Raw genomic sequence first — 20,797 nt, forward strand, 5'->3', positions numbered from 1 at the left:
TCACCTCTCCTCAGACAGACGGATCATGGCATCCCGTGACCACGACGCCATCACTGCCTGCCCCGGCTCAACGCCACTCAGCATCGTGATATCACTAAGATTGGCCTGGCTCACCAGCAGTTTTGCCCCATCAGCGAGTTTGAGCTCCAGACGTGTTGCCGCCCCCTGATACTGTACCGCCTGCACGACGCCCTGAACCTGAACTTCACCGCTCTCATTGAGGCGAATATGCTCAGGACGTAGCGAGTAAGTACCTTCCAGACCACAGACTTTCTGCGCAAGGCCAGCATCAAAGACATTGGAGGTGCCGACAAAACCGGCCACAAACGGGGTGCGCGGGCGCATGTAGAGATCGCGGGGTGTATCGACCTGCTCAATACGTCCGTTATTGAACACCGCCACCCGGTCTGACATGGAAAGGGCTTCACCCTGATCGTGGGTGACAAAAATAAAGGTGATACCCAGTTCCTGCTGAAGCTTCTTCAGCTCGAACTGCATCTGCTCGCGCAATTTGAGGTCAAGTGCGCCTAAAGGTTCGTCCAGCAGCAAGACGCGTGGTTCATTGACCAACGCACGTGCAATAGCAACGCGCTGGCGCTGACCGCCAGAAAGTTGTGAGGGCTTACGGGCTACGGCAAAGCTTAAGCCCACTTTTTCCAGGGCATCCCGGGCCTGTGCATGGCGTTTTTTCTTGTCGACACCTTTGACCATCAACCCATAGGCGACATTATCGAGGATCGACATATGCGGGAACAACGCATAGTCCTGGAATACGGTGTTCACATCCCGTTCCCACGGAGGAAGTTCGCTCGCCTCTTTGCCAAAGATAGCGATCGTGCCGCCTGAGAGCTGTTCAAAACCAGCAATTAGACGCAGGCAGGTGGTTTTGCCGGAGCCCGAAGGCCCCAGCATGGAGAAAAATTCTCCGTCACGAATCGCAATGGTGACCCCATCCACCGCCCGTACCTCGCCGTACAGACGAGAAACGTTATTAAACTCTACGGCATACGTCATGTTCTGCTCCCGGGCGATTAACGGCCGCCCATGATGGCGATGTAATCCTGCGTCCAGCGACTGTATGGCACATATTTGCCGCCTTCAGCGATAGGGGTTTTCCAGAACATGATTTTGTCGAACTCGTTATATCCGTTTGTTTCGCAACCTTTATCACCCAGCAACGTACTGGCTTTACACCCTTCAGGAACCACAGGCAGTGAGCCAAACCATGCCGCCAGATCGCCCTGCACCTTCGGTGTCAGCGACCAGTTCATCCATTTGTAGGCGCACATCGGATGTTTTGCCTGCGCGTGAAGCATGGTGGTATCCGCCCAGCCAGTAACCCCTTCTTTCGGGAAGACGGTGGCAATCGGCTGGTTCTCAGCTTTCAGGGCATTCGCCTGATAAGGCCAGGCGCTGGAGGCGACGACGCCTTCATTTTTGAAGTCACTCATTTGTACGGTCGTGTCATGCCAGTAACGGTGGATCAAGGCGTGCTGATCGCGAAGCACCTTGAGTACGGCGGCATACTGTTTCTCCGTGAGCTGGTACGGGTCGGTAATACCCAGTTGCGGTTGAGTAGCTTTGACAAACAGCGCGGCATCGGCGATGTAAATCGGGCCGTCATACGCCTGCACACGCCCCTGATTGGTTTTACCGTCCGGGAGATCCTGTTTGGTAAAGACCACGCCCCAGCTATCCGGCGGTGTCGGGAAGGTTTTGGTGTTGTACATCAGCAGGTTTGGCCCCCACTGATAGGGAGTGCCGTAGACTTTGCCACCTACGTTAAACCATTCTCCTTTCACAATCCGTGAATCGAGGGTTTTCCAGTTGGGGATGAGGTCGGGATTAATGGGCTGCACGCGTTTGCCCATGATCAGGCGCAGGGAAGCATCACCCGACGCGGTGACCAGGTCGTATCCCCCTTTCGCCATCAGGCTCACCATCTCATCCGACGTGGCCGCCGTTTTGACGTTGACCGCGCACCCGGTCTCTTTTTCAAACTGGGTGACCCAGTCATAATTTTTATCCGTCTGTCCGCGTTCGATGTATCCCGGCCAGGCAATAATATCCAGTCGTCCTTCCCCGTCACCGATAGCCTTTGGTGGTTCTGCGGCTTGCGCTGTCATGATAGTCATGCCGAGCGCACACAGGCTGCTGCGGGCAAATTTTTTGCTCATAAGGGTTACTCCTGTCGCAATGGAATTTAGCGGCAGCCGTGCCGTAAAAATATCTCCCTTATTAAACGTAGACCGCGTAAATGCGCCGCACCGTGCGGCTTAAGGAAATTTCATCAAGGTGTGACCGAGGGCGCATTACCCGTTAACTGGATTATAGACAAGGAGTTAGCGATGGGAGACGGTATGCAGATTTTCTGGGATATGGCGCCACGAAATATTCGCCGTGCCGCCATACGAATAAGGAATGATTATTTAAATGAAGGTAAGAAAAGTTTATTTCAGCATACTGCTAATTAATTTCCCCAACTGAATAACCGCCTGTTCTTCACGCTCCCCCCATGCCCAGGAGGTATTAAAACGAAAGAATGGCGTCCAGGCGTCAGAGGTGGAAAACATCTTTCCGGGGGCAATGCTAATGTGGTGAATTAAGGCCTTTTCGCTAAGCAGCCCTGCATCCAGCTGCGCCGGAAGCTCCAGCCATAAAAAGTAGCCGCTATCATTATGGTGAATTTTGACCCCGGCAGGCATATGCCGCAAAAGGGATTGCCAGGCCTGCTGCTTTCGCTCGGCCAGCGTGCGTCGCAGGCGGCGCAGATGCGCGTCGTAACGTTTAGTCGCCAGATAGTCCACCAGCGCCAGTTGCATCGGAGAACTGGTCGATAACGTGCTCATCAGTTGAAGCTGCTGAATACGGCGTGCGTGTTTTCCCGCCGCCACCCAGCCGATACGAAACCCCGCCACCAGACATTTCGAAAACGATGAGCAGTGAAGCGTCATCTCCTCCCGGTCCCAGGCCTTCGCCGGAAGCGGTTTTTCCCGGCCGAAGTAAAGCTCGCTATAGACATCATCCTCAATCAGGGTGACGTTATGTTTCGTTAACAGCGCCACCAGATGCGCTTTTTTCTCGGCACTCAGCGTAAAGCCAAGCGGGTTTTGCCCATTGGTCATGAGCCAGCAGGCTTTTACCGGGTATTCATTCAGCGCCTGCTCAAGCGCATTCAGGTCGATCCCCTCGCGGACATCCGTCGCAACCGACAGCGCCTTGAGTTTCAGGCGTTCCAGCGCCTGCAATGCGCCGTAGAAACAGGGATTCTCGACAATCACCCAATCCCCGGGTTCAGTCACTGCCTGCAAACTGAGATTCAGCGCTTCAAGTGCGCCAGCGGTAATGACGATCTCTTCCGGTGAGATGTTCATCCCCTGCTGGGCATAGCGACGAGCAATGGCGTGGCGGAGATCAACATTACCCGGAGGTAAATTTTCAATGACGCTCATTGCGGTCGCCGTTTTACTGACATTCGCCAGCGAACGGTTGAGCTGCTGAAGCGGGAAAAGTCGGGGATCGGGAAACGCGGAAGCAAAAGGAACAACCGATGGATCGCGGCTGGCCTGCAATACGTCGAAGATATAGGTGTTGATATCGACCGCTTCGTCACGCATCACCTGGGCAGGCGGAGCAGGCTGTTGTGTCGTCGGGCGCGAGGCAACGTAATAGCCCGACTGTGGTCTGGCGACGATGCGCCCCTGACTTTCCAGCATCTGGTACGCGTGGCCAACGGTCATAAAACTCATGCCGCTGCTCACCACCTGCTCGCGCAGAGAAGGCAACTTATCGCCCGGCAACCATACGCCAAGCTCAATCTGCGAGATAATTTGTTGCGCCAGACGCTGGTATTTTTTCATCAGATTCTCCTTAATGCCGACAGTGTATATCAGCAGGAGAAAAAGAGAAGTTTTTGCTAACTGTTATGAAAAGCGGTGTTGATTACTTGCGGTACTCGATAACGTGGCTCTGGGCTGAATGTGCAACGGTCAGGTGATCGAGCGTAATCATCGACGATTTGCAAAAAATGCATTTCGCGCCAAACGGGTTTTTCTCAGACACATCAAAGACTGAGGTACGGTACTGCGAACCATGACAGCATGGGCAGCGGAAATGAATGTAAGAAGTCATAGGATTCTCCTGTGAACGTTAAAACGTAAATTGCTAATGGGCCTTTCAGGCGATAGTGGTTTGAAACAAAAACTAATCGGAGTGTAGAAAGAGAACCAGGAGCGGCTGCGGAGAGGCACAACGTGATGAGGACTACTTTATAAAACTACGTCAGATATTTTTTTGGACTCAAAACCAGAAGGTCATTAACGCATGGTGTTGAAGACAAAGCAAGCAGTTTCATGCGTAAAATTCATAAAAATAAATTTTTTATTCAAAAACACGATGTATATCAGATGTTCAATTCCTGATTATTCCTCCAACTGTTATAGATAAATTTTACTTTTCTGCCTCTGATAGTTTGATTTCTGCCCCTATAGCATAACAGCACACCGTTTGACATTGAGGTTGTGCATGTTTGGTTTAGATGCTTTTCATCTTGCACGGATACAGTTTGCTTTTACCGTATCCTTTCACATCATTTTCCCGGCCATCACCATCGGCCTGGCAAGCTATCTTGCCGTGCTCGAAGGCCTGTGGCTTAAAACCAAAAATCCGGTCTGGCGCTCGCTGTACCATTTCTGGTCGAAGATTTTTGCCGTTAACTTTGGTATGGGCGTTGTCTCCGGTCTGGTGATGGCCTACCAGTTTGGTACCAACTGGAGTGGATTTTCGCAGTTTGCGGGCAGTATTACCGGCCCGCTGCTGACCTATGAAGTGCTGACCGCCTTCTTCCTGGAAGCAGGTTTCCTTGGTGTGATGCTTTTCGGCTGGAACAAAGTCGGGCCTGGTTTGCACTTCTTCGCCACCTGCATGGTGGCACTGGGGACCATTATCTCCACCTTCTGGATCCTCTCATCAAACAGCTGGATGCAGACCCCGCAAGGCTATGAGATCGTCAACGGTCAGGTCGTGCCGGTGGATTGGTTCGCCGTGGTATTTAACCCCTCCTTCCCTTACCGACTGCTGCATATGTCGATAGCCGCGTTCCTCAGCAGCGCGTTATTTGTCGGCGCTTCCGCGGCATGGCATCTGCTGCGCGGGAATAATACTCCAGCCATCCGCGCGATGTTTTCTATGGCGCTGTGGATGACGCTAATTGTCGCCCCCATCCAGGCCATGGTTGGTGATATGCACGGGTTGAACACGCTAAAGCACCAGCCCGCTAAAATCGCCGCCATTGAAGGTCATTGGGAAAACCCGCCAGGAGAACCCACCCCGCTGCTGCTTTTTGGCTGGCCGGATATGGAACAGGAACGCACCCGCTTTGGTCTGGAGATCCCTGCGCTGGGGAGTCTTATCCTGACGCACAGCCTGGATAAACAGGTTCCGGCTCTCAAGGAGTTCCCGAAGGAAGACCGCCCGAACTCGACCATCGTCTTCTGGTCATTCCGCATTATGGCCGGCTTAGGCATGCTGATGTTGCTGCTCGGCGTTGTGGCGCTGTGGTTACGCTATAAAAAGCGTGTTTACGCTTCTCGCCCTTTCCTGTGGTTTGCCCTGTTGATGGGGCCATCCGGGCTGATTGCGATTCTGGCCGGATGGATCACCACCGAAGTGGGCCGCCAGCCGTGGGTTGTTTATGGTCTGCAGCGAACGAAAGATGCGGTTTCAGCGCATGGTGACCTGCATATGAGCGTGAGTTTGCTGGCATTTTTCGTCGTTTACACCTCGGTGTTTGGCGTGGGTTACAGCTATATGGTGCGCCTTATCAGGAAAGGTCCGCAGCCTCATGAATCTTATGCCACCGAATCAGACGGACGTCCGGCACGCCCACTCTCTGCCGTCACAACTGAACATAAGGAGCAGCCATAATGGGTATCGATCTTTCCATTATCTGGTTTGTCATCATCGTCTTCGCCACACTGATGTATATCGTGATGGACGGTTTTGATCTCGGGATGGGTATTCTGTTTCCGGCGACACAAAATGCCGACGATCGCGATGTGATGGTCAACAGCGTCGCCCCGGTCTGGGACGGAAATGAAACCTGGCTGGTGCTCGGCGGTGCGGCCCTGTTCGGTGCATTTCCACTGGCCTATGCGGTGATCATTGATGCCCTCACCATCCCGCTGACATTAATGCTGATCGGACTTATTTTCCGTGGCGTAGCATTCGAGTTTCGCTTTAAAGCAACGCCGGCGCACCGTCCCTTCTGGGATAAAGCGTTTATTGGTGGTTCAATTCTGGCTACGTTTACCCAGGGTGTCACGGTGGGCGCAGTGATCAACGGCTTTACCGTGACTGGCCGGGCCTATACTGGCGGGCCCTTTGACTGGTTCACCGCGTTTAACCTGTTCTGCGGTGCCGGTCTGGTGGTGGCCTATGCACTGTTAGGCTCTACATGGCTGGTGATGAAAAGCGAAAATGCCCTTCAGCAGCGGATGCGTGGGGTATCCAGAACGCTGTTAATCATTCTTCTGGCCTTCATTGCCGCAATCAGTATCTGGACACCGCTGGCGCAGCCAGCCATCGCCGCGCGCTGGTTCACGCTGCCGAATCTGTTTTACCTGTTGCCTGTTCCGGTGCTGGTGGTGCTTCTGAGTCTGTATCAGTGGCGTTGCCTCAATAATCCTGCAAGCCATAATCGCCCATTCATCCTGACGTTAGGATTGATATTCCTCGGCTTTAGCGGTCTTGGGATAAGCATCTGGCCGCATATCATTCCACCGTCAATCACCCTGTGGCAGGCCGCCGCGCCGACGCAAAGCCAGGGCTTTATGCTGGTGGGCGCGTTGTTGATCATTCCCATTATCCTGGTCTACACCTTCTGGAGTTACTACGTGTTTCGCGGAAAAGTTCAGCATGGGGAGGGTTATCACTGATGCAACAACCTGTCTGGAAAAGATTGATGTGGCTGGCCATTATCTGGGGCGGAAGCGTACTGGCGCTGGCTGCGGTCAGTATGTTCTTTCGTATGTTGATGACGGCCGCAGGGTTTAAATCTCACTAATCTTCATGTCGGGCAACGTCTTCGTTGCCCGACACCTGCCCGCACTTTCAGATAAACCCCATTAACGCACGACAGCGTATCGTTACACTGGAAAAAGATTCACAGTATTTATAGTTTGAGACGAAAAATGAAAAAGCTCATTGCGTTAAGCGTTATTAGCCTGGTCCTCTCCGGTTGCGTTAATCCGGGGAAAGCTTCCGTTCAGCCGGAGCAACTGAAGAATCATCGCTTTGTTCTGGAAAATGTGGACGGTAAAGCCGTGAAGGCCACAGCAACGCAACCTGAGATCAGCTTTAGCGCCCTGCCAGATATTAGCCTGGTGAATAACATTCGTGTTTCAGGCCTGATGTGTAATCGCTTCAACGGGCAGGGGAAATTATCCGAAGGCGAGCTGAAAGTCAGCGGTCTGGCCATGACGCGTAAACTTTGTACTGAACCACAGCTTAACGAGCTGGATCGCGCTATCGGCGACATGCTGCGCAAAGGGGCGCAGGTCGACCTGACAGAAGACCAGTTAACGCTGGCGACAGCCGATAAAACGCTGTTGTTTAAGCGTGCAGAATAATCAGTAGTTACCGCAAGTTCCAACGGCAAGCGACTGTTCGCTGCAGCGTTTGCCGTTTGGCAAGGCGCACATCCCGATAGCAGAACCGTCAAGCTGGCGGGCAACAGACAACGAACCGCCAATCATCGCGCAGTTGGCCTGGCCGGAGCTGGACATCGCCGCTTTCATTCCAGGCGCCACGTGGGCCGCCGTTGCCTGCTGGACTGGTTCACTGCTACATGCCGACAATAATAACGCCGCACACCCTACCAAAAATGCTGAGCGCATGCTCTCTCCCCCATGAATAATGCGAAACCTATGCATAATAGGCATCACATCCCGTGTCGTCGAGAGCGGAAGTGCGTATTTATGCGCTCCTGAAACACTTTCTCGCAATTTTTTTGGCAAAAGTTTGATCTACTCATTGATGCCGGGAATACCGAGGACACAAAAGCGAAAATTGTAGAATCCCCTGTTTGCTAGACTAAAGAGATAATATTCAGGGGTAGTCGCCTAATGACTGCCCCTCTAATTTTGCGCAATGTAAGGGTGTCGTCCTATGCAAACTATTGACGGTAATGGTGCAGTTGCTTCAGTCGCGTTTCGCACCAGCGAAGTTATCGCCATCTATCCGATTACGCCAAGTTCTACCATGGCTGAGCAGGCAGATGCCTGGGCGGGAAATGGCTTAAAAAACGTCTGGGGAGATGTCCCAAGAGTGGTTGAAATGCAGTCTGAAGCCGGTGCGATTGCCACGGTACATGGTGCGCTTCAGACAGGCGCGCTCTCCACGTCGTTTACCTCTTCTCAGGGATTGCTATTGATGATCCCGACGCTGTACAAGCTCGCCGGTCAACTCACCCCCTTTGTTCTGCATGTTGCGGCACGAACCATCGCCACCCACGCCCTTTCCATCTTCGGTGACCACTCCGACGTGATGGCCGTGCGCCAGACGGGCTGCGCGATGCTTTGTGCCAGCAGCGTACAGGAAGCACAAGACTTTGCCTTAATTTCGCATATCGCCACGCTGAAAAGTCGCGTTCCATTTATTCACTTCTTTGATGGTTTCCGCACCTCTCACGAAATCAACAAAATTGTCCCGCTGGCTGACGACACTATTCTGAATCTTCTGCCGCAGGCGGAAATCGACGCGCACCGCGCCCGCGCCCTTAACCCGGAGCATCCGGTGATCCGTGGGACTTCAGCGAATCCAGATACCTATTTCCAGTCCCGTGAAGCCACGAACCCATGGTACAACGCGGTTTACGCCCATGTTGAACAGGCGATGGCTGACTTTGCCGCCGCAACCGGTCGAGAATACAAACCGTTCGAGTACTACGGCCACCCGCAGGCAGAACGCGTGATTGTGCTGATGGGATCCGCCATTGGAACCTGTGAAGAGGTGGTTGACGAGCTGCTGACGCGCGGCGAAAAAGTTGGCGTGCTTAAGGTGCGTCTCTATCGTCCGTTCTCAGCTAAACATCTGCTTTCTGCCCTACCTGAAAGCGCACGTGCTGTGGCGGTACTTGACCGTACCAAAGAGCCCGGCGCACACGCGGAACCCCTGTATCTGGATGTCATGACCGCCCTGGCTGAAGCATTTAATAACGGCGAACGTGAAACGCTACCGCGCGTGATCGGCGGCCGATATGGTTTGTCCTCCAAGGAGTTTGGACCGGACTGCGTGCTGGCGATATTTAACGAGTTAAATGAAGCGAAACCGAAGCCTCGCTTTACGGTCGGCATTTATGATGATGTGACTAACCTTTCCCTGGCTTTGCCAGAAAATACGTTACCATCGAATGCCAAACTTGAGGCGCTGTTCTATGGTCTGGGCAGCGACGGCAGCGTCTCGGCGACCAAAAACAACATCAAAATCATCGGCAATTCTACCCCGTGGTATGCCCAGGGATACTTCGTCTATGACTCCAAAAAAGCCGGTGGTCTGACCGTTTCCCACCTGCGCGTGAGTGAACACCCCATCCGCTCGGCTTATCTTATTTCGCAGGCTGATTTTGTTGGCTGCCACCAGCTGCAGTTTATTGATAAATACCAGATGGCCGAGCGCCTGAAACCCGGCGGTATTTTCCTGCTGAATACGCCATACAGTGCAGACGAAGTCTGGGCGCGTCTGCCGCAGGAGGTACAGGCGGTCCTCAACCAGAAGAAAGCCCGTTTTTATGTGGTTAACGCTGCGAAAATTGCCCGCGAATGTGGTCTGGCCGCGCGTATTAATACCGTTATGCAAATGGCCTTTTTCCATCTGACCAACATCCTGCCTGGCGACAGCGCACTCATGGAACTGCAGGGCGCAATTGCCAAAAGCTACAGCAGCAAGGGGCAGGAACTGGTCGAACGCAACTGGCAGGCGCTGGCACTCGCTCGCGAATCTCTGTTTGAAGTAGCGCTGCAACCAGTAAATGCTGCAAGTCCAAATCGTCCTCCGGTGGTATCTGATGCGGCGCCTGATTTCGTTAAGACCGTGACGGCGGCAATGCTGGCCGGGCTGGGCGATGCCCTTCCCGTCTCTGCCCTGCCGCCAGATGGGACCTGGCCAATGGGGACCACGCGGTGGGAAAAACGCAACATCGCCGAAGAGATACCCATCTGGAAAGAAGATCTGTGTACCCAGTGCAATCACTGTGTAGCGGCATGCCCACATTCGGCCATTCGCGCCAAAGTGGTTTCCCCGGAAGCAATGGCGGATGCCCCGGCCAGCCTGCATTCTCTGGATGTGAAATCGCGTGATATGCGCGGACAGAAATACGTTCTGCAGGTCGCACCTGAAGATTGTACCGGTTGTAATCTGTGCGTTGAGGTGTGCCCGGCGAAAGACAGACAGGACCCGAATATCAAAGCCATCAATATGATGTCGCGTCTGGAGCACGTTGAAGAAGAAAAAGTAAACTATGACTTCTTCCTGAACTTACCGGAAATCGATCGCAGCAAGCTGGAACGTATTGATATTCGAACGTCGCAGCTCATCACGCCGTTATTCGAGTACTCCGGTGCCTGCTCTGGCTGCGGTGAAACGCCTTATATTAAGCTGCTGACTCAGCTCTACGGCGACCGGATGTTGATTGCCAATGCCACCGGCTGTTCATCTATCTACGGCGGTAACCTGCCCTCCACGCCGTACACCACCGACGCGAATGGTCGAGGCCCGGCATGGGCAAACTCATTGTTCGAAGATAATGCCGAATTTGGTCTCGGCTTCCGTCTGACCGTCGACCAGCATCGCGCTCGAGTGATGCGTTTGCTGGAACAGTTTGCCGGGCAGATCCCTGCTGAGCTCAATGAGGCACTACGCGCAGAAGCCACACCAGAAGTTCGTCGCGAGCAAGTTGCTGAGCTGCGGCATGCCCTTCAGGGGGTGGCAGGTGCAGAACAACTTCTGACTGACGCTGACGCCCTGGTTGAAAAATCGATCTGGCTGATTGGTGGTGACGGCTGGGCTTACGATATTGGTTTTGGCGGGCTGGATCACGTATTGAGCCTGACCGAAAACGTCAATATTCTGGTCCTGGATACGCAGTGTTATTCCAATACCGGCGGTCAGGCATCAAAGGCTACGCCGTTGGGCGCCGTCACAAAATTTGGTGAACACGGAAAACGTAAGGCGCGCAAAGATCTCGGTGTGAGCATGATGATGTACGGTCACGTTTACGTCGCGCAAATCTCGCTGGGTGCGCAACTTAACCAGACGGTGAAAGCCATTCAGGAGGCGGAAGCGTATCCAGGCCCGTCGTTGATTATTGCTTACAGCCCATGCGAAGAGCATGGCTACGACCTGGCACTCAGCCACGATCAGATGCGTCAGCTGACGGCTACCGGATTCTGGCCTCTTTACCGGTTCGATCCGCGCCGTGCGGACGAGGGCAAGTTACCGCTGGCGCTGGATTCGCGTCCACCGTCAGATGCCCTGGCCGAAACGTTAATGCAGGAGCAACGCTTCCGCCGCCTCAATGCGCAACAGCCTGAGGTCGCTGAACAGTTATGGAAAGATGCCGCCGCTGACCTGCAAAAACGGTATGATTTCCTGGCGCATATGGCCGGTAAAGCCGAAAAATCAACCAGCGATTAATCCCCCCGCCCGGCTAGTCCGGGCATTTTTTTGCCATAAAAAAAGCCCGATGTAATCACATCGGGCCAATCCAGTTAATTAATAAATATCTATTTAGAAAACTAAATAGCATTCATGTAAATTATGGATAAATAATCTTAAAGGCATATAACAGCACAGAGACTAGCTTACTTAATCCCTTATTAATAATTTTTATTTTATATAATTCATCACGAATTATTCATTAAACCAATGATCATTTCCGTCGTTTTATTCAGTTTAGATTTTACTTAGTTCGTAACAATTATACTTTATTACTCTTACACTGGAGTGATTTAGCATGGGACAACTTTCTCATTCGGAAAGTTCAACAGGTAATTAAATAAAAACAACTGCAAAGGAATATCACAATGCAAAGAAAAGTACTGGCTCTGATGATTCCGGCTCTGTTAATGGCTGGTGCTGCGCATGCAGCAGAGATTTATAATAAAGACGGCAACAAATTAGATCTGTACGGAAAAGTAGATGGTCTGCACTATTTCTCCGACGATAAAGGCGCTGATGGCGATCAGACCTACATGCGTTTGGGTTTCAAAGGTGAAACCCAAATCAACAACATGATGACCGGTTACGCTCAGTGGGAATACAACATTCAGGCGAACAATACTGAAGGTTCAGATAACCAGTCCTGGACACGTCTGGCCTTCGCGGGCGTAAAAGTGGGTGACTACGGTTCCTTCGATTACGGCCGTAATTATGGCGTTCTGTACGACATTGAAGGCTGGACAGATATGCTGCCAGAGTTCGGTGGCGACTCCTACACCAAAGCTGACAACTTTATGACCGGTCGTGCGAACGGTGTAGCAACCTACCGTAACACCGACTTCTATGGTCTGGTACCGGGCCTGAACTTTGCTCTGCAGTATCAGGGTAAGAATGAAGACGCCAGCAACAACCAGGAAGGTACCAACAATGGCCGTGACACACGCCATGAAAACGGTGACGGCTTCGGTATCTCTACCACCTATGACTTTGGGATGGGGATCAGCGCAGGTGCGGCCTATACCTCTTCTGACCGTACCAACGAGCAGGTCATGAATACCACGGCTGGTGGTGACAAAGCCGATGCCTGGACTGCTGGTCTGAAATATGACGCCAATAATATCTACCTGGCGGCAATGTATTCTGAAACCCGTAACATGACGCCTTATGGTGATAATACCGACGCCGTGGCGAACAAAACTCAGAACTTCGAAATCACCGCGCAATACCAGTTCGACTTCGGTCTGCGTCCAACCCTGTCCTACCTGCAGTCTAAAGGTAAAGACCTGGGCAACGGCCAGGGCGATCAGGATCTGGTTAAATATGCTGAAGTAGGTGCGACCTATTATTTCAACAAAAACATGTCCACCTATGTTGATTATAAAATCAACCTGCTGGACGAAGATGAAAGTTTCTACAAGAACAACGGCATCGGTACCGATGATGTTGTTGCGTTAGGCCTGGTGTACCAGTTCTAATTGTCCGGGCCCGTAAAATTATGCGGGCCCATTTTTTTGAGCCACGTCACAAAATGGAGAGTTTCTGACGAACTGGTTGAGAGTAAGTTGAAAGAAAGCTGGTTACACTTACGGTTTAGCCCTTTCATCACTAAGGACAACAGCGTTGTTAAGTCGTGTATCCGTTGCAGTACTTACTCTTTTAGCGCTTCTGTGGATGGCGCTAATTTTTGATTTTGGTGATATCGTTGGTCACCTCAGCACTCTTCTGAACCACCTGGATGGCGGTTAGCCTTAATCCTGAAAACACTCATTTTTTGCGGAAAGAGAGATAGCCAAAAACCCCACTATCCCCGTCCATAGGATGGTTAACCCCGTCCATCACCGTAACCTCCGGGAAGTCGAACGGCGATACGTTTTCAAAACAGGCAACATTCACACCGTATTCGTTCGGGTTGGAACGCCGCTGATGGAACGTATAAATCCCGCATATTGAGCAGAAGAAATGCCGGGCCGTACCCGTGTTAAATCGGTACTCCGTGAGCTTATCCTCCCCTTTGGTTACGGTAATCCCCGATAACGGCGCGGATACCGCCACAGCCCCCCGCATTCGGCAAAAAGAACAGCTGCAGCGCCGCGCAGTATTAAAGCCATCAGACAGTGCGACGGTAAATACCACCGCGCCACAATGGCACTGCGCATGACGAAGTTCACCCATCGGTTACACCCCTTTCCTCACAAGCGCAGCAGCCTTAACGAAAACCTCATCTTCAACGCCGTCTCCCTTCTGCCTGCCTAGCCTGACCAGTTCATTGACGATGCTATCGCGATCGATCGGTTTCTGCGCTGAAACCAGCCCAATGACGGCGGCACCGATCGCCAGCCCCACTAAACCTGTTTGTTCATCTTTGTTTTGCATATTCGAGCTCCCTTTTACAACAGAAAAGCGTAGCAGGAATATGTTAAAACGGAATGGTGTTCAACTGCTCTGTTAATACCATGAAAGCGGTTCAAACAGGTACGACTTCCAGTATCGACAGGTACGAGCGGGTATTTATTATTGTATTTAACTTAAGATTCGCCTGTTCAAACAAGTTCTGATATTCAGATTTTGCCCTTGCCCGCCCTCCGTCAAAGCTTGTTAAAAGAAGCAGGTCAATCTCATACCGTCCCTGCTCATTATTTTCGTCTTTGATAAGGGGTTCAAAAACCAATAATCGTGAACGTTCTTTCATTGCCTTTCTGCAGCACTGTAGTATCTGAACGGCTTTCGCGTCTGGCCAATCCATCAAGATGTATTTAAGGAGATAAATATCCGCATCAGGACAGGTCTCAAAAAAGCTACCCTCTACCGTCCTCCCCCGGCGATCGTCATTCAGCAAATGCAGTCGGTTCCGCGCAAGCACATCCTTTTGGTCAAAAAGGATCCCGGTAAGGCCTGGATTTCGACGTAAAACAGCCAGTAATAAATTCCCCAGTCCCCCGGCGATATCTGCAACGACGGCGTGATGAGGGAACGCATAGCAATCCACAATGACTTCATTTTCCACGGATGACATAGATGCCATACCGGCATGAAAAATATTGCTGCCCGTAACCGTGTCATCATGCTGCCAGTATTCGTAAAAAGGCTTACCAAACAATTCATTGAAAACAGGTTTACCTTGTAATATTTCATCCATTCTGGACGCTGGCTGCCAGAAAGTGGGATCGGTCAGCATAAGTACCGCTGAACGCAAGGAAAATTCATACTCAGAACAAAGGAATTTTGCTGAATGGCTAAGACTGTATTCGTCTTCAGTTAATTCGTTGAACACCCCACGGGAGGATAATAATCGCATGATTCTATGCAGATAGTCGCGATCGACATTAAGCTCCAGGGCCAGTTGCTTAATTGATTTTTTTCCTTCGATCAGATGGTCCGCGACGCCTAACACCGCAACTGCCCTAAGTGCTGCCTGCCAGACAAAACCCATACTTTGCTCTAATAAACACATCCCTTCTTTACGGCTGAGTGAATCCAGACTATTAAGCTGTGTCATTTTCTGCTCCTTACCCAGTACAGACGTGTTGAACAACTAAAAAGCTGTTAGCAAGCGTAAGACTGAAAGTGAGCTTTATCCATCATGAAAAGAATATTTAGCAAAGTTAACTCATACAATTTCGTATCGCTTTAAGTACAGAATTTTCAATACGTAAAAAAACAAGTCCACTTATCATTTTTTGGAGTAATAAAACAATGAAATTATTATAGAGGAAATAATTATTGGCGATTGCTAAAACCCCGTAAAAAGACGGGATTTCAGTATTTAGAATCTGGGTGTCAGTCCGTATTTTGGTGTTTTAATATTTGCCGCCCATACCTTTATGTCGTTTTGTAGCAGTATGGTGAAATCAGACTTAAGATGCGTCACCATGCCATTAACACTATCAGCATCAATCACAGAAAAATGTTCAATTTTGCTCTGGCCCACCTGAACACAGTGATATTGCGCAGGCAGTGCTTTGCCATTGACGTTAAGCTCTTTCCTGTCTCCACCACATTGTCCTTCAGAAATATAGGACACCAGCAGATTGGCAGACCGCCGCTCCGGTTGGGATATACTCACCATGACAGGAAAACCCTCTGAAGTTTGTGTCATGTCATAAAGAACGGCATTTTTTATATACCATGTATTATATTCCCGCTCCTGAAACGCGGACCAGGCAGGTGTAGCAATGAATGCCAGCACCGCCAGTGTAATAGATTGAATTTTCATGGGATGTTGTCTTATGTGTTGTTGCACTTATTATTCAGATTGTGCAAAAAACAGCAAGCTATTGAGAATAAACCTACTACTATTAGCGGTGCTGGTGTCTGTATTGAGTAACTTTTGACGCTCTGTTAATGCCGGAGGTGTTCCTCTTTCAGCAAGGCATAACAATATTCATCACCCCATTCTCCCTTAAAAAAGATGTTCTGCCGATAATGGGCTTCCCGTCGAAAATGGAGTTTTTGCAAAAGGTTTGCAGCGCGAATATTGCGTGTATCCACAACGGCGATAAGCCGGTGCTTGTTATAGTGCGTAAATAGCAGCGTGATTATGGCATTGATAGCTTCCCGGGCATAACCCTGATTCTGATATTTCACATCAAAGGTCATACCCAGTTCAGCCTGCATGCCCTCGTCAAAAAAATGAACACCAATATCCCCAATCACAGCCCCGTCCATTTGCCGTTCAACGATAATCTGGTACCACGTGTCATCGCAGTTAAACGCAAGGGTGTTCTGCTGAGCATATAATTTCTCCGCATCCTGCATCGTAAAACGATCCCAGCTCTGAAAACGGGCCACCTCAGGCTGGTTGCGGTAGCACGAAATTTCCGGCAAATCGGCGGATGCCAGTGGACGCAGTAACAAACGCGAGGTTTGTAATGGCAATCTGTATTCCATTATTTCTCTCTTATATCCCGTTATCTTTACTTTCTGGATGAGCCGTTCGGATTGCTTCAAGCCCAACCCGCTGACCGAAAGACAGTTCTAACGTGTTACCGTCAGGGTCGGCAAAAAATACATAGTAACCGACGGGATCACCCAGCTCTTCCGGCGCTTTTCTTAACACACCTTCAGCGCTTGCCATCTCCGTTTTCCTGTCGAGTTCTTCACGGGTGGCGCAGGCAATGCCCAGATGACCAAAGTTGCCCAGCGGAGTATCGGTTACGTTATCTGCCTGTACCAGCACCAGGGCGAAAGGACGGGTATGGTCGCTTAGCCACGCCACTTTACGGGCATCAGGAATATCGGGTTCACGGGAGTGAATAATCTCCATACCCGCGTAACGACGATAGAAAGCAATGCTCTTCTCAAGATCCCTGACCATGAACGCGACATGTGTAAAACCGACATCAATATCTTTCATTTTAAGATGTTACTCCTTTTTCAACCTGTGGCAGGCATCTTAAAAGTTCAAGTTAACTTGATGTCAACAGGCATTTCACTCATCATGAGTAGCACTCATGAAGATGTAAAAGGAGAGAAATGGTAAGCCGCGGCCATCACAGCGATGCTGATGATAACGCTGATAAAAAAGTACGTTTTGAATGGCTGCTTTTGGGTTTTATGACGAAAGAGTTGTTGCCCCAAAAGGGCCCCGGGCCAACCCCCTGTCACACCAAATACCAGCAACGTCGCTTCCGGAACTCTGCGCATACCTTTACGCGCCGCCATTTTATCTGCGCCATATATAACCATCGTCAGTACATTGATCAGCAGCAACCACATCACCACTGGATACGAGGTAAGAATGCTGCCGACCGCAGCGAGGATCAGGAGTAAATAACAAAAACGATTGAGAGTCATAGTACAAGCCAGTGGATGTTAAGCGATTTTGAAGAAGCATTATACGCGATATCACGTATGTATCAGGCTCAGGCTATTTATCTTTTGTCATCCGGAGCTGCATTGACCAGCCAATAACTTTGCGCGAGAACAGGTCAACACAGCCAGCCTTTGTGGGTTCGGGTGTAAAGTTCAGAATACCATTTAGAACAACGTAAACCATGAGCTAGCTAAACACGTTGCTTATGTGTAAAAAGGGGGATTCATTCAGCAGGTGTTCATCGTGAAATACATTCGGCTAATTTTAAAGCTCATAACAGCATCACTTTATGTGTTCCTGGTTGTTTTTGGCTCTGGATTTGTAGGTTCCAGTACAACCAATGCAATTAACCTTGAAACACTTAACCTAAATTATTCATTAATTGCAAAAGACTCGGCAGTATACGCAATCTGCGCAGCTGGTGCGGCATTGGTTGTTCCACCTGCCCTATATTTCATCCAGCATTATGTCTGGCCAGTGTTGAAGTTTATCGGCTTGAAGATTCGCTACTTCTTCCATGGATACTAAAAGTCTCGCCACTGGCGAAGCGATCTGCCAGAGCCTGCGATTTGTTTTCATGCCCAGGATGCGCAAGGGCATACAGAAGGCCTACTACTCTTTATCAAGTATCGGCGCCAGATTTAACGCTGCTGTAAAACGTGCTGGCATTCGCCGCCGGAATCCGTACCATACGCGGCATACTTTTGCCTGCTGGCTTTTATCTGTCAGCGCTAACCGTCTTTCATAGCCAGCCAGATGGGGCATGAAAACGCGCAAATGGTTTATGAAGTCTACGGTGCGTGGATTGAAGAAATGAATGGCGAACAGGTGCTGATGCTTAACGATAAGCTCGCGCGCTGAAAAATTTTTGCCCCTATTGGCTCCGAAGGTAGTAATACATGCAAGAAAATCAAGCAAATACAAAGAAAGAGCAATACAACCTGAACAAACTGCAAAAGCGACTGCGCCGTAACGTGGGCGAGGCCATTGCAGACTTCAACATGATTGAAGACGGTGACCGTATTATGGTTTGCCTGTCAGGGGGTAAAGACAGCTACACGATGCTGGAGATCCTGCGTAATCTTCAGCAAAGCGCGCCGGTGAAGTTTTCCCTGGTGGCGGTCAACCTTGACCAGAAACAGCCGGGCTTCCCGGAGCACATTCTGCCGGAATATCTGGAGAAGCTGGGCGTTGAGTACAAAATCGTTGAAGAAAACACCTACGGTATTGTGAAAGAGAAGATCCCGGAAGGGAAAACCACCTGCTCTCTCTGCTCCCGTCTGCGCCGCGGCATTCTGTATCGCACCGCAACGGAACTGGGCGCAACCAAAATTGCGCTGGGCCATCACCGCGACGATATCCTGCAGACACTGTTCCTGAACATGTTCTACGGCGGTAAGATGAAAGGCATGCCACCAAAACTGATGAGCGATGACGGCAAGCACATTGTCATCCGCCCTCTTGCCTACTGCCGCGAAAAAGACATTGAGCGTTTCTCTCAGGCCAAAGAATTCCCGATCATTCCATGTAACCTCTGTGGCTCTCAACCGAACCTGCAGCGCCAGGTGATTGGCGACATGCTGCGTGACTGGGACAAACGTTATCCGGGTCGCATCGAAACCATGTTCAGCGCGATGCAGAACGTTGTGCCGTCCCACCTCGCGGATGTTGAGCTGTTCGACTTCAAAGGTATCAACCACGAATCAGACGTGGTGAATGGCGGCGATCTGGCGTTTGATCGGGAAGAGATCCCTATGCAGCCTGCTGGCTGGCAGCCAGAAGAAGATGACAATCAGTTCGAAGAACTGCGTCTGAACGTACTCGAAGTGAAATAAAATGATAGCGTCTCAGAAAGAGATTCTGAGACGCTATATCCTTTACTTCAGCAGACGAACGCGGCAGGTTTTCCCTTTAATTTTCCCGTTTTGCAGCTGTTTCCAGGCCTTATGCGCAACCGTCTGGCGAACCGCCACATAAACATGTGACGGATGCACCGCAATCTTACCGATATCCGCCCCATCCAGACCCACATCTCCTGTCAGCGCACCTAATACATCGCCTGGACGCATTTTGGCTTTTTTACCGCCATCAATGCACAGCGTCGCCATTTCAGCCTCCAGCGGCACGAGGCTGACACCGGCTGGTGGGGTCATCCAGTTCAGCTTAATCTGCAGCATTTCTGAGAGAATATTGGCGCGTTGCGCCTCTTCCGGCGCACAGAAGCTGATCGCAAGGCCGCTGTTTCCTGCTCGCGCCGTACGGCCGATACGATGGACGTGGACTTCAGGATCCCACGCCAGCTCATAGTTCACCACCAGCTCAAGCGATTTGATATCCAGCCCCCGCGCCGCCACGTCGGTCGCAACCAGTACACGGGCGCTGCCGTTGGCAAAACGGACCAGCGTCTGATCGCGATCGCGCTGCTCCAGATCGCCATGCAGCGACAATGCACTCTGCCCCGCCGCATTTAGCGCATCGCAGACTGACTGGCAGTCTTTTTTGGTATTACAGAACACCACGCAGGATGCAGGCTGATGCTGGCTCAGCAATTTCTGCAGGAGAGGGATTTTTCCCTGCTGCGAAGTTTCAAAGAACTGCTGTTCAATGGCTGGCAGGGCGTCAACACTGTCGATTTCAATGGTAAGCGGATTTTTCTGCACGCGGCCGCTGATGGCGGCGATGGCTTCCGGCCATGTGGCAGAGAACAACAGCGTCTGGCGATCGGACGGAGCGAAACGGATCACCTCGTCAATCGCATCGCTGAAGCCCATATCCAGCATCCTGTCTGCCTCATCCATCACCAGCGTTTGTAACGCATCCAGCGAAACGGTGCCTTTTTGCAGGTGGTCCAGCAGGCGACCTGGCGTCGCGACAATAATGTGCGGCGCATGCTGGAGCGAATCACGCTGAGCACCGAAAGGCTGTCCGCCGCAGAGGGTTAAAATTTTGGTATTTGGCAGGAAACGCGCAAGGCGACGCAGTTCACCCGCGACCTGGTCTGCCAGTTCACGGGTGGGACATAATACCAGAGACTGGGTCTGAAACATCGCGGCATCAATATGTTGCAACAAGCCAAGACCGAATGCCGCTGTTTTCCCACTGCCCGTTTTCGCCTGTACGCGTACATCACGGCCCTCAAGAATAGCGGGCAGTGCCGCCGCCTGAACCGGCGTCATCGTGAGGTAACCCAACTCGTTGAGGTTGTCGAGTTGGGCGGCGGGCAGAACATTCAGGGTAGAAAAAGCAGTCACAATAATCTCTCGTGGTCAT

21 protein-coding genes and 1 pseudogene are annotated in these 20,797 nt (G+C 51.1%); 9 read left to right on the forward strand and 13 right to left on the reverse strand.

The annotated features are described in order from the left end of the window. From LCD46_11890 to LCD46_11905, 4 genes are all read right to left on the reverse strand, one after another. Entirely contained in the window at positions 1 to 1,014 is a 1,014-nt protein-coding gene (locus LCD46_11890) for an ABC transporter ATP-binding protein (GenBank protein UOY68820.1), read from the reverse strand. 17 nt (positions 1,015 to 1,031) lie between these two features. Then, positions 1,032 to 2,177 (reverse strand): ABC transporter substrate-binding protein, encoded by a 1,146-nt coding sequence (locus LCD46_11895; protein UOY68821.1) that lies wholly within the window; start codon positions 2,175 to 2,177, stop codon positions 1,032 to 1,034. Positions 2,178 to 2,450: 273 nt separating this feature from the next. Continuing rightward, the gene (locus LCD46_11900; protein UOY68822.1) at positions 2,451 to 3,860 is read right to left on the reverse strand and encodes a PLP-dependent aminotransferase family protein; all 1,410 of its coding nucleotides are present in this window, start codon (positions 3,858 to 3,860) and stop codon (positions 2,451 to 2,453) included. 82 nt (positions 3,861 to 3,942) lie between these two features. Continuing rightward, the gene (locus tag LCD46_11905) at positions 3,943 to 4,131 is read right to left on the reverse strand and encodes a cold-shock protein (GenBank protein ID UOY68823.1); all 189 of its coding nucleotides are present in this window, start codon (positions 4,129 to 4,131) and stop codon (positions 3,943 to 3,945) included. A gap of 393 nt (positions 4,132 to 4,524) precedes the next feature. Here LCD46_11905 and LCD46_11910 point away from each other — a divergent pair, with 393 nt between their 5' ends. From LCD46_11910 to hslJ, 4 genes are all read left to right on the forward strand, one after another. After that, the gene (locus LCD46_11910; protein UOY68824.1) at positions 4,525 to 5,925 is read left to right on the forward strand and encodes a cytochrome ubiquinol oxidase subunit I; all 1,401 of its coding nucleotides are present in this window, start codon (positions 4,525 to 4,527) and stop codon (positions 5,923 to 5,925) included. Beyond that, entirely contained in the window at positions 5,925 to 6,935 is a 1,011-nt protein-coding gene (gene cydB / locus LCD46_11915; GenBank protein ID UOY68825.1) for a cytochrome d ubiquinol oxidase subunit II, read from the forward strand. The genes LCD46_11910 and cydB overlap by 1 nt, the downstream gene beginning before the upstream one ends. After that, positions 6,935 to 7,063, forward strand: a complete 129-nt coding sequence (locus LCD46_11920; GenBank protein UOY68826.1) for a DUF2474 domain-containing protein — start codon at positions 6,935 to 6,937, stop codon at positions 7,061 to 7,063. The genes cydB and LCD46_11920 overlap by 1 nt, the downstream gene beginning before the upstream one ends. 127 nt (positions 7,064 to 7,190) lie before the next feature. Next, positions 7,191 to 7,628 (forward strand): heat shock protein HslJ, encoded by a 438-nt coding sequence (gene hslJ, locus LCD46_11925; protein ID UOY68827.1) that lies wholly within the window; start codon positions 7,191 to 7,193, stop codon positions 7,626 to 7,628. Here the strand turns inward: hslJ and LCD46_11930 are convergent, their stop codons facing one another. Next, the gene (locus tag LCD46_11930; GenBank protein ID UOY68828.1) at positions 7,629 to 7,895 is read right to left on the reverse strand and encodes a DUF333 domain-containing protein; all 267 of its coding nucleotides are present in this window, start codon (positions 7,893 to 7,895) and stop codon (positions 7,629 to 7,631) included. It abuts the gene before it with no gap. A 271-nt stretch (positions 7,896 to 8,166) separates the two neighbouring features. Here LCD46_11930 and nifJ point away from each other — a divergent pair, with 271 nt between their 5' ends. Together nifJ and ompC are read left to right on the forward strand one after the other, a co-directional pair. Then, positions 8,167 to 11,691 carry a pyruvate:ferredoxin (flavodoxin) oxidoreductase gene (nifJ, locus tag LCD46_11935; protein UOY68829.1) on the forward strand — a complete coding sequence of 1,175 codons (3,525 nt, stop codon included), beginning with the start codon at positions 8,167 to 8,169 and terminating at the stop codon, positions 11,689 to 11,691. A 389-nt stretch (positions 11,692 to 12,080) separates the two neighbouring features. Continuing rightward, the gene (gene ompC, locus LCD46_11940) at positions 12,081 to 13,190 is read left to right on the forward strand and encodes a porin OmpC (GenBank protein UOY68830.1); all 1,110 of its coding nucleotides are present in this window, start codon (positions 12,081 to 12,083) and stop codon (positions 13,188 to 13,190) included. Between the two features lie 289 nt (positions 13,191 to 13,479). Here the strand turns inward: ompC and LCD46_11945 are convergent, their stop codons facing one another. The 7 genes from LCD46_11945 to LCD46_11975 form a co-directional block, all read right to left on the reverse strand. Further along, the gene (locus LCD46_11945) at positions 13,480 to 13,887 is read right to left on the reverse strand and encodes a GFA family protein (GenBank protein ID UOY68831.1); all 408 of its coding nucleotides are present in this window, start codon (positions 13,885 to 13,887) and stop codon (positions 13,480 to 13,482) included. Between the two features lie 3 nt (positions 13,888 to 13,890). Beyond that, positions 13,891 to 14,088 (reverse strand): hypothetical protein, encoded by a 198-nt coding sequence (locus LCD46_11950; protein ID UOY68832.1) that lies wholly within the window; start codon positions 14,086 to 14,088, stop codon positions 13,891 to 13,893. 91 nt (positions 14,089 to 14,179) lie between these two features. Next, a complete protein-coding gene (locus LCD46_11955; protein ID UOY68833.1) occupies positions 14,180 to 15,211 on the reverse strand; it encodes a methyltransferase in 1,032 nt (343 codons plus the stop codon). A 267-nt stretch (positions 15,212 to 15,478) separates the two neighbouring features. Continuing rightward, positions 15,479 to 15,928, reverse strand: coding sequence for a hypothetical protein (locus tag LCD46_11960; protein ID UOY68834.1), 450 nt, complete (start codon positions 15,926 to 15,928; stop codon positions 15,479 to 15,481). A gap of 125 nt (positions 15,929 to 16,053) precedes the next feature. Next, positions 16,054 to 16,602, reverse strand: a complete 549-nt coding sequence (locus tag LCD46_11965; GenBank protein UOY72948.1) for a GNAT family N-acetyltransferase — start codon at positions 16,600 to 16,602, stop codon at positions 16,054 to 16,056. Positions 16,603 to 16,612: 10 nt separating this feature from the next. Beyond that, positions 16,613 to 17,068 carry a VOC family protein gene (locus LCD46_11970; protein ID UOY68835.1) on the reverse strand — a complete coding sequence of 152 codons (456 nt, stop codon included), beginning with the start codon at positions 17,066 to 17,068 and terminating at the stop codon, positions 16,613 to 16,615. Between the two features lie 95 nt (positions 17,069 to 17,163). Then, the gene (locus tag LCD46_11975) at positions 17,164 to 17,508 is read right to left on the reverse strand and encodes a DUF1294 domain-containing protein (GenBank protein ID UOY68836.1); all 345 of its coding nucleotides are present in this window, start codon (positions 17,506 to 17,508) and stop codon (positions 17,164 to 17,166) included. A 262-nt stretch (positions 17,509 to 17,770) separates the two neighbouring features. On the opposite strand from LCD46_11975, the gene LCD46_11980 reads away from it, so the two are divergent. The 3 genes and pseudogenes from LCD46_11980 to ttcA all read left to right on the forward strand — a co-directional run bounded on the left by LCD46_11980 (position 17,771) and on the right by ttcA (position 19,362). Beyond that, a complete protein-coding gene (locus tag LCD46_11980; GenBank protein UOY68837.1) occupies positions 17,771 to 18,055 on the forward strand; it encodes a hypothetical protein in 285 nt (94 codons plus the stop codon). 40 nt (positions 18,056 to 18,095) lie between these two features. Further along, positions 18,096 to 18,388 (forward strand): annotated as a pseudogene (locus LCD46_11985) (tyrosine-type recombinase/integrase). A gap of 38 nt (positions 18,389 to 18,426) precedes the next feature. Beyond that, positions 18,427 to 19,362, forward strand: coding sequence for a tRNA 2-thiocytidine(32) synthetase TtcA (gene ttcA / locus LCD46_11990; GenBank protein UOY68838.1), 936 nt, complete (start codon positions 18,427 to 18,429; stop codon positions 19,360 to 19,362). A gap of 42 nt (positions 19,363 to 19,404) precedes the next feature. On the opposite strand, the gene dbpA is transcribed toward ttcA, so the two are convergent. Next, complete coding sequence (dbpA, locus tag LCD46_11995; protein UOY68839.1) at positions 19,405 to 20,778, reverse strand: ATP-dependent RNA helicase DbpA; 1,374 nt, start codon at positions 20,776 to 20,778, stop codon at positions 19,405 to 19,407. Positions 20,779 to 20,797: the final 19 nt, after the last annotated feature.

The sequence above is a fragment of the Enterobacter ludwigii genome (assembly GCA_023023105.1).
Lineage (GTDB): Bacteria > Pseudomonadota > Gammaproteobacteria > Enterobacterales > Enterobacteriaceae > Enterobacter > Enterobacter adelaidei.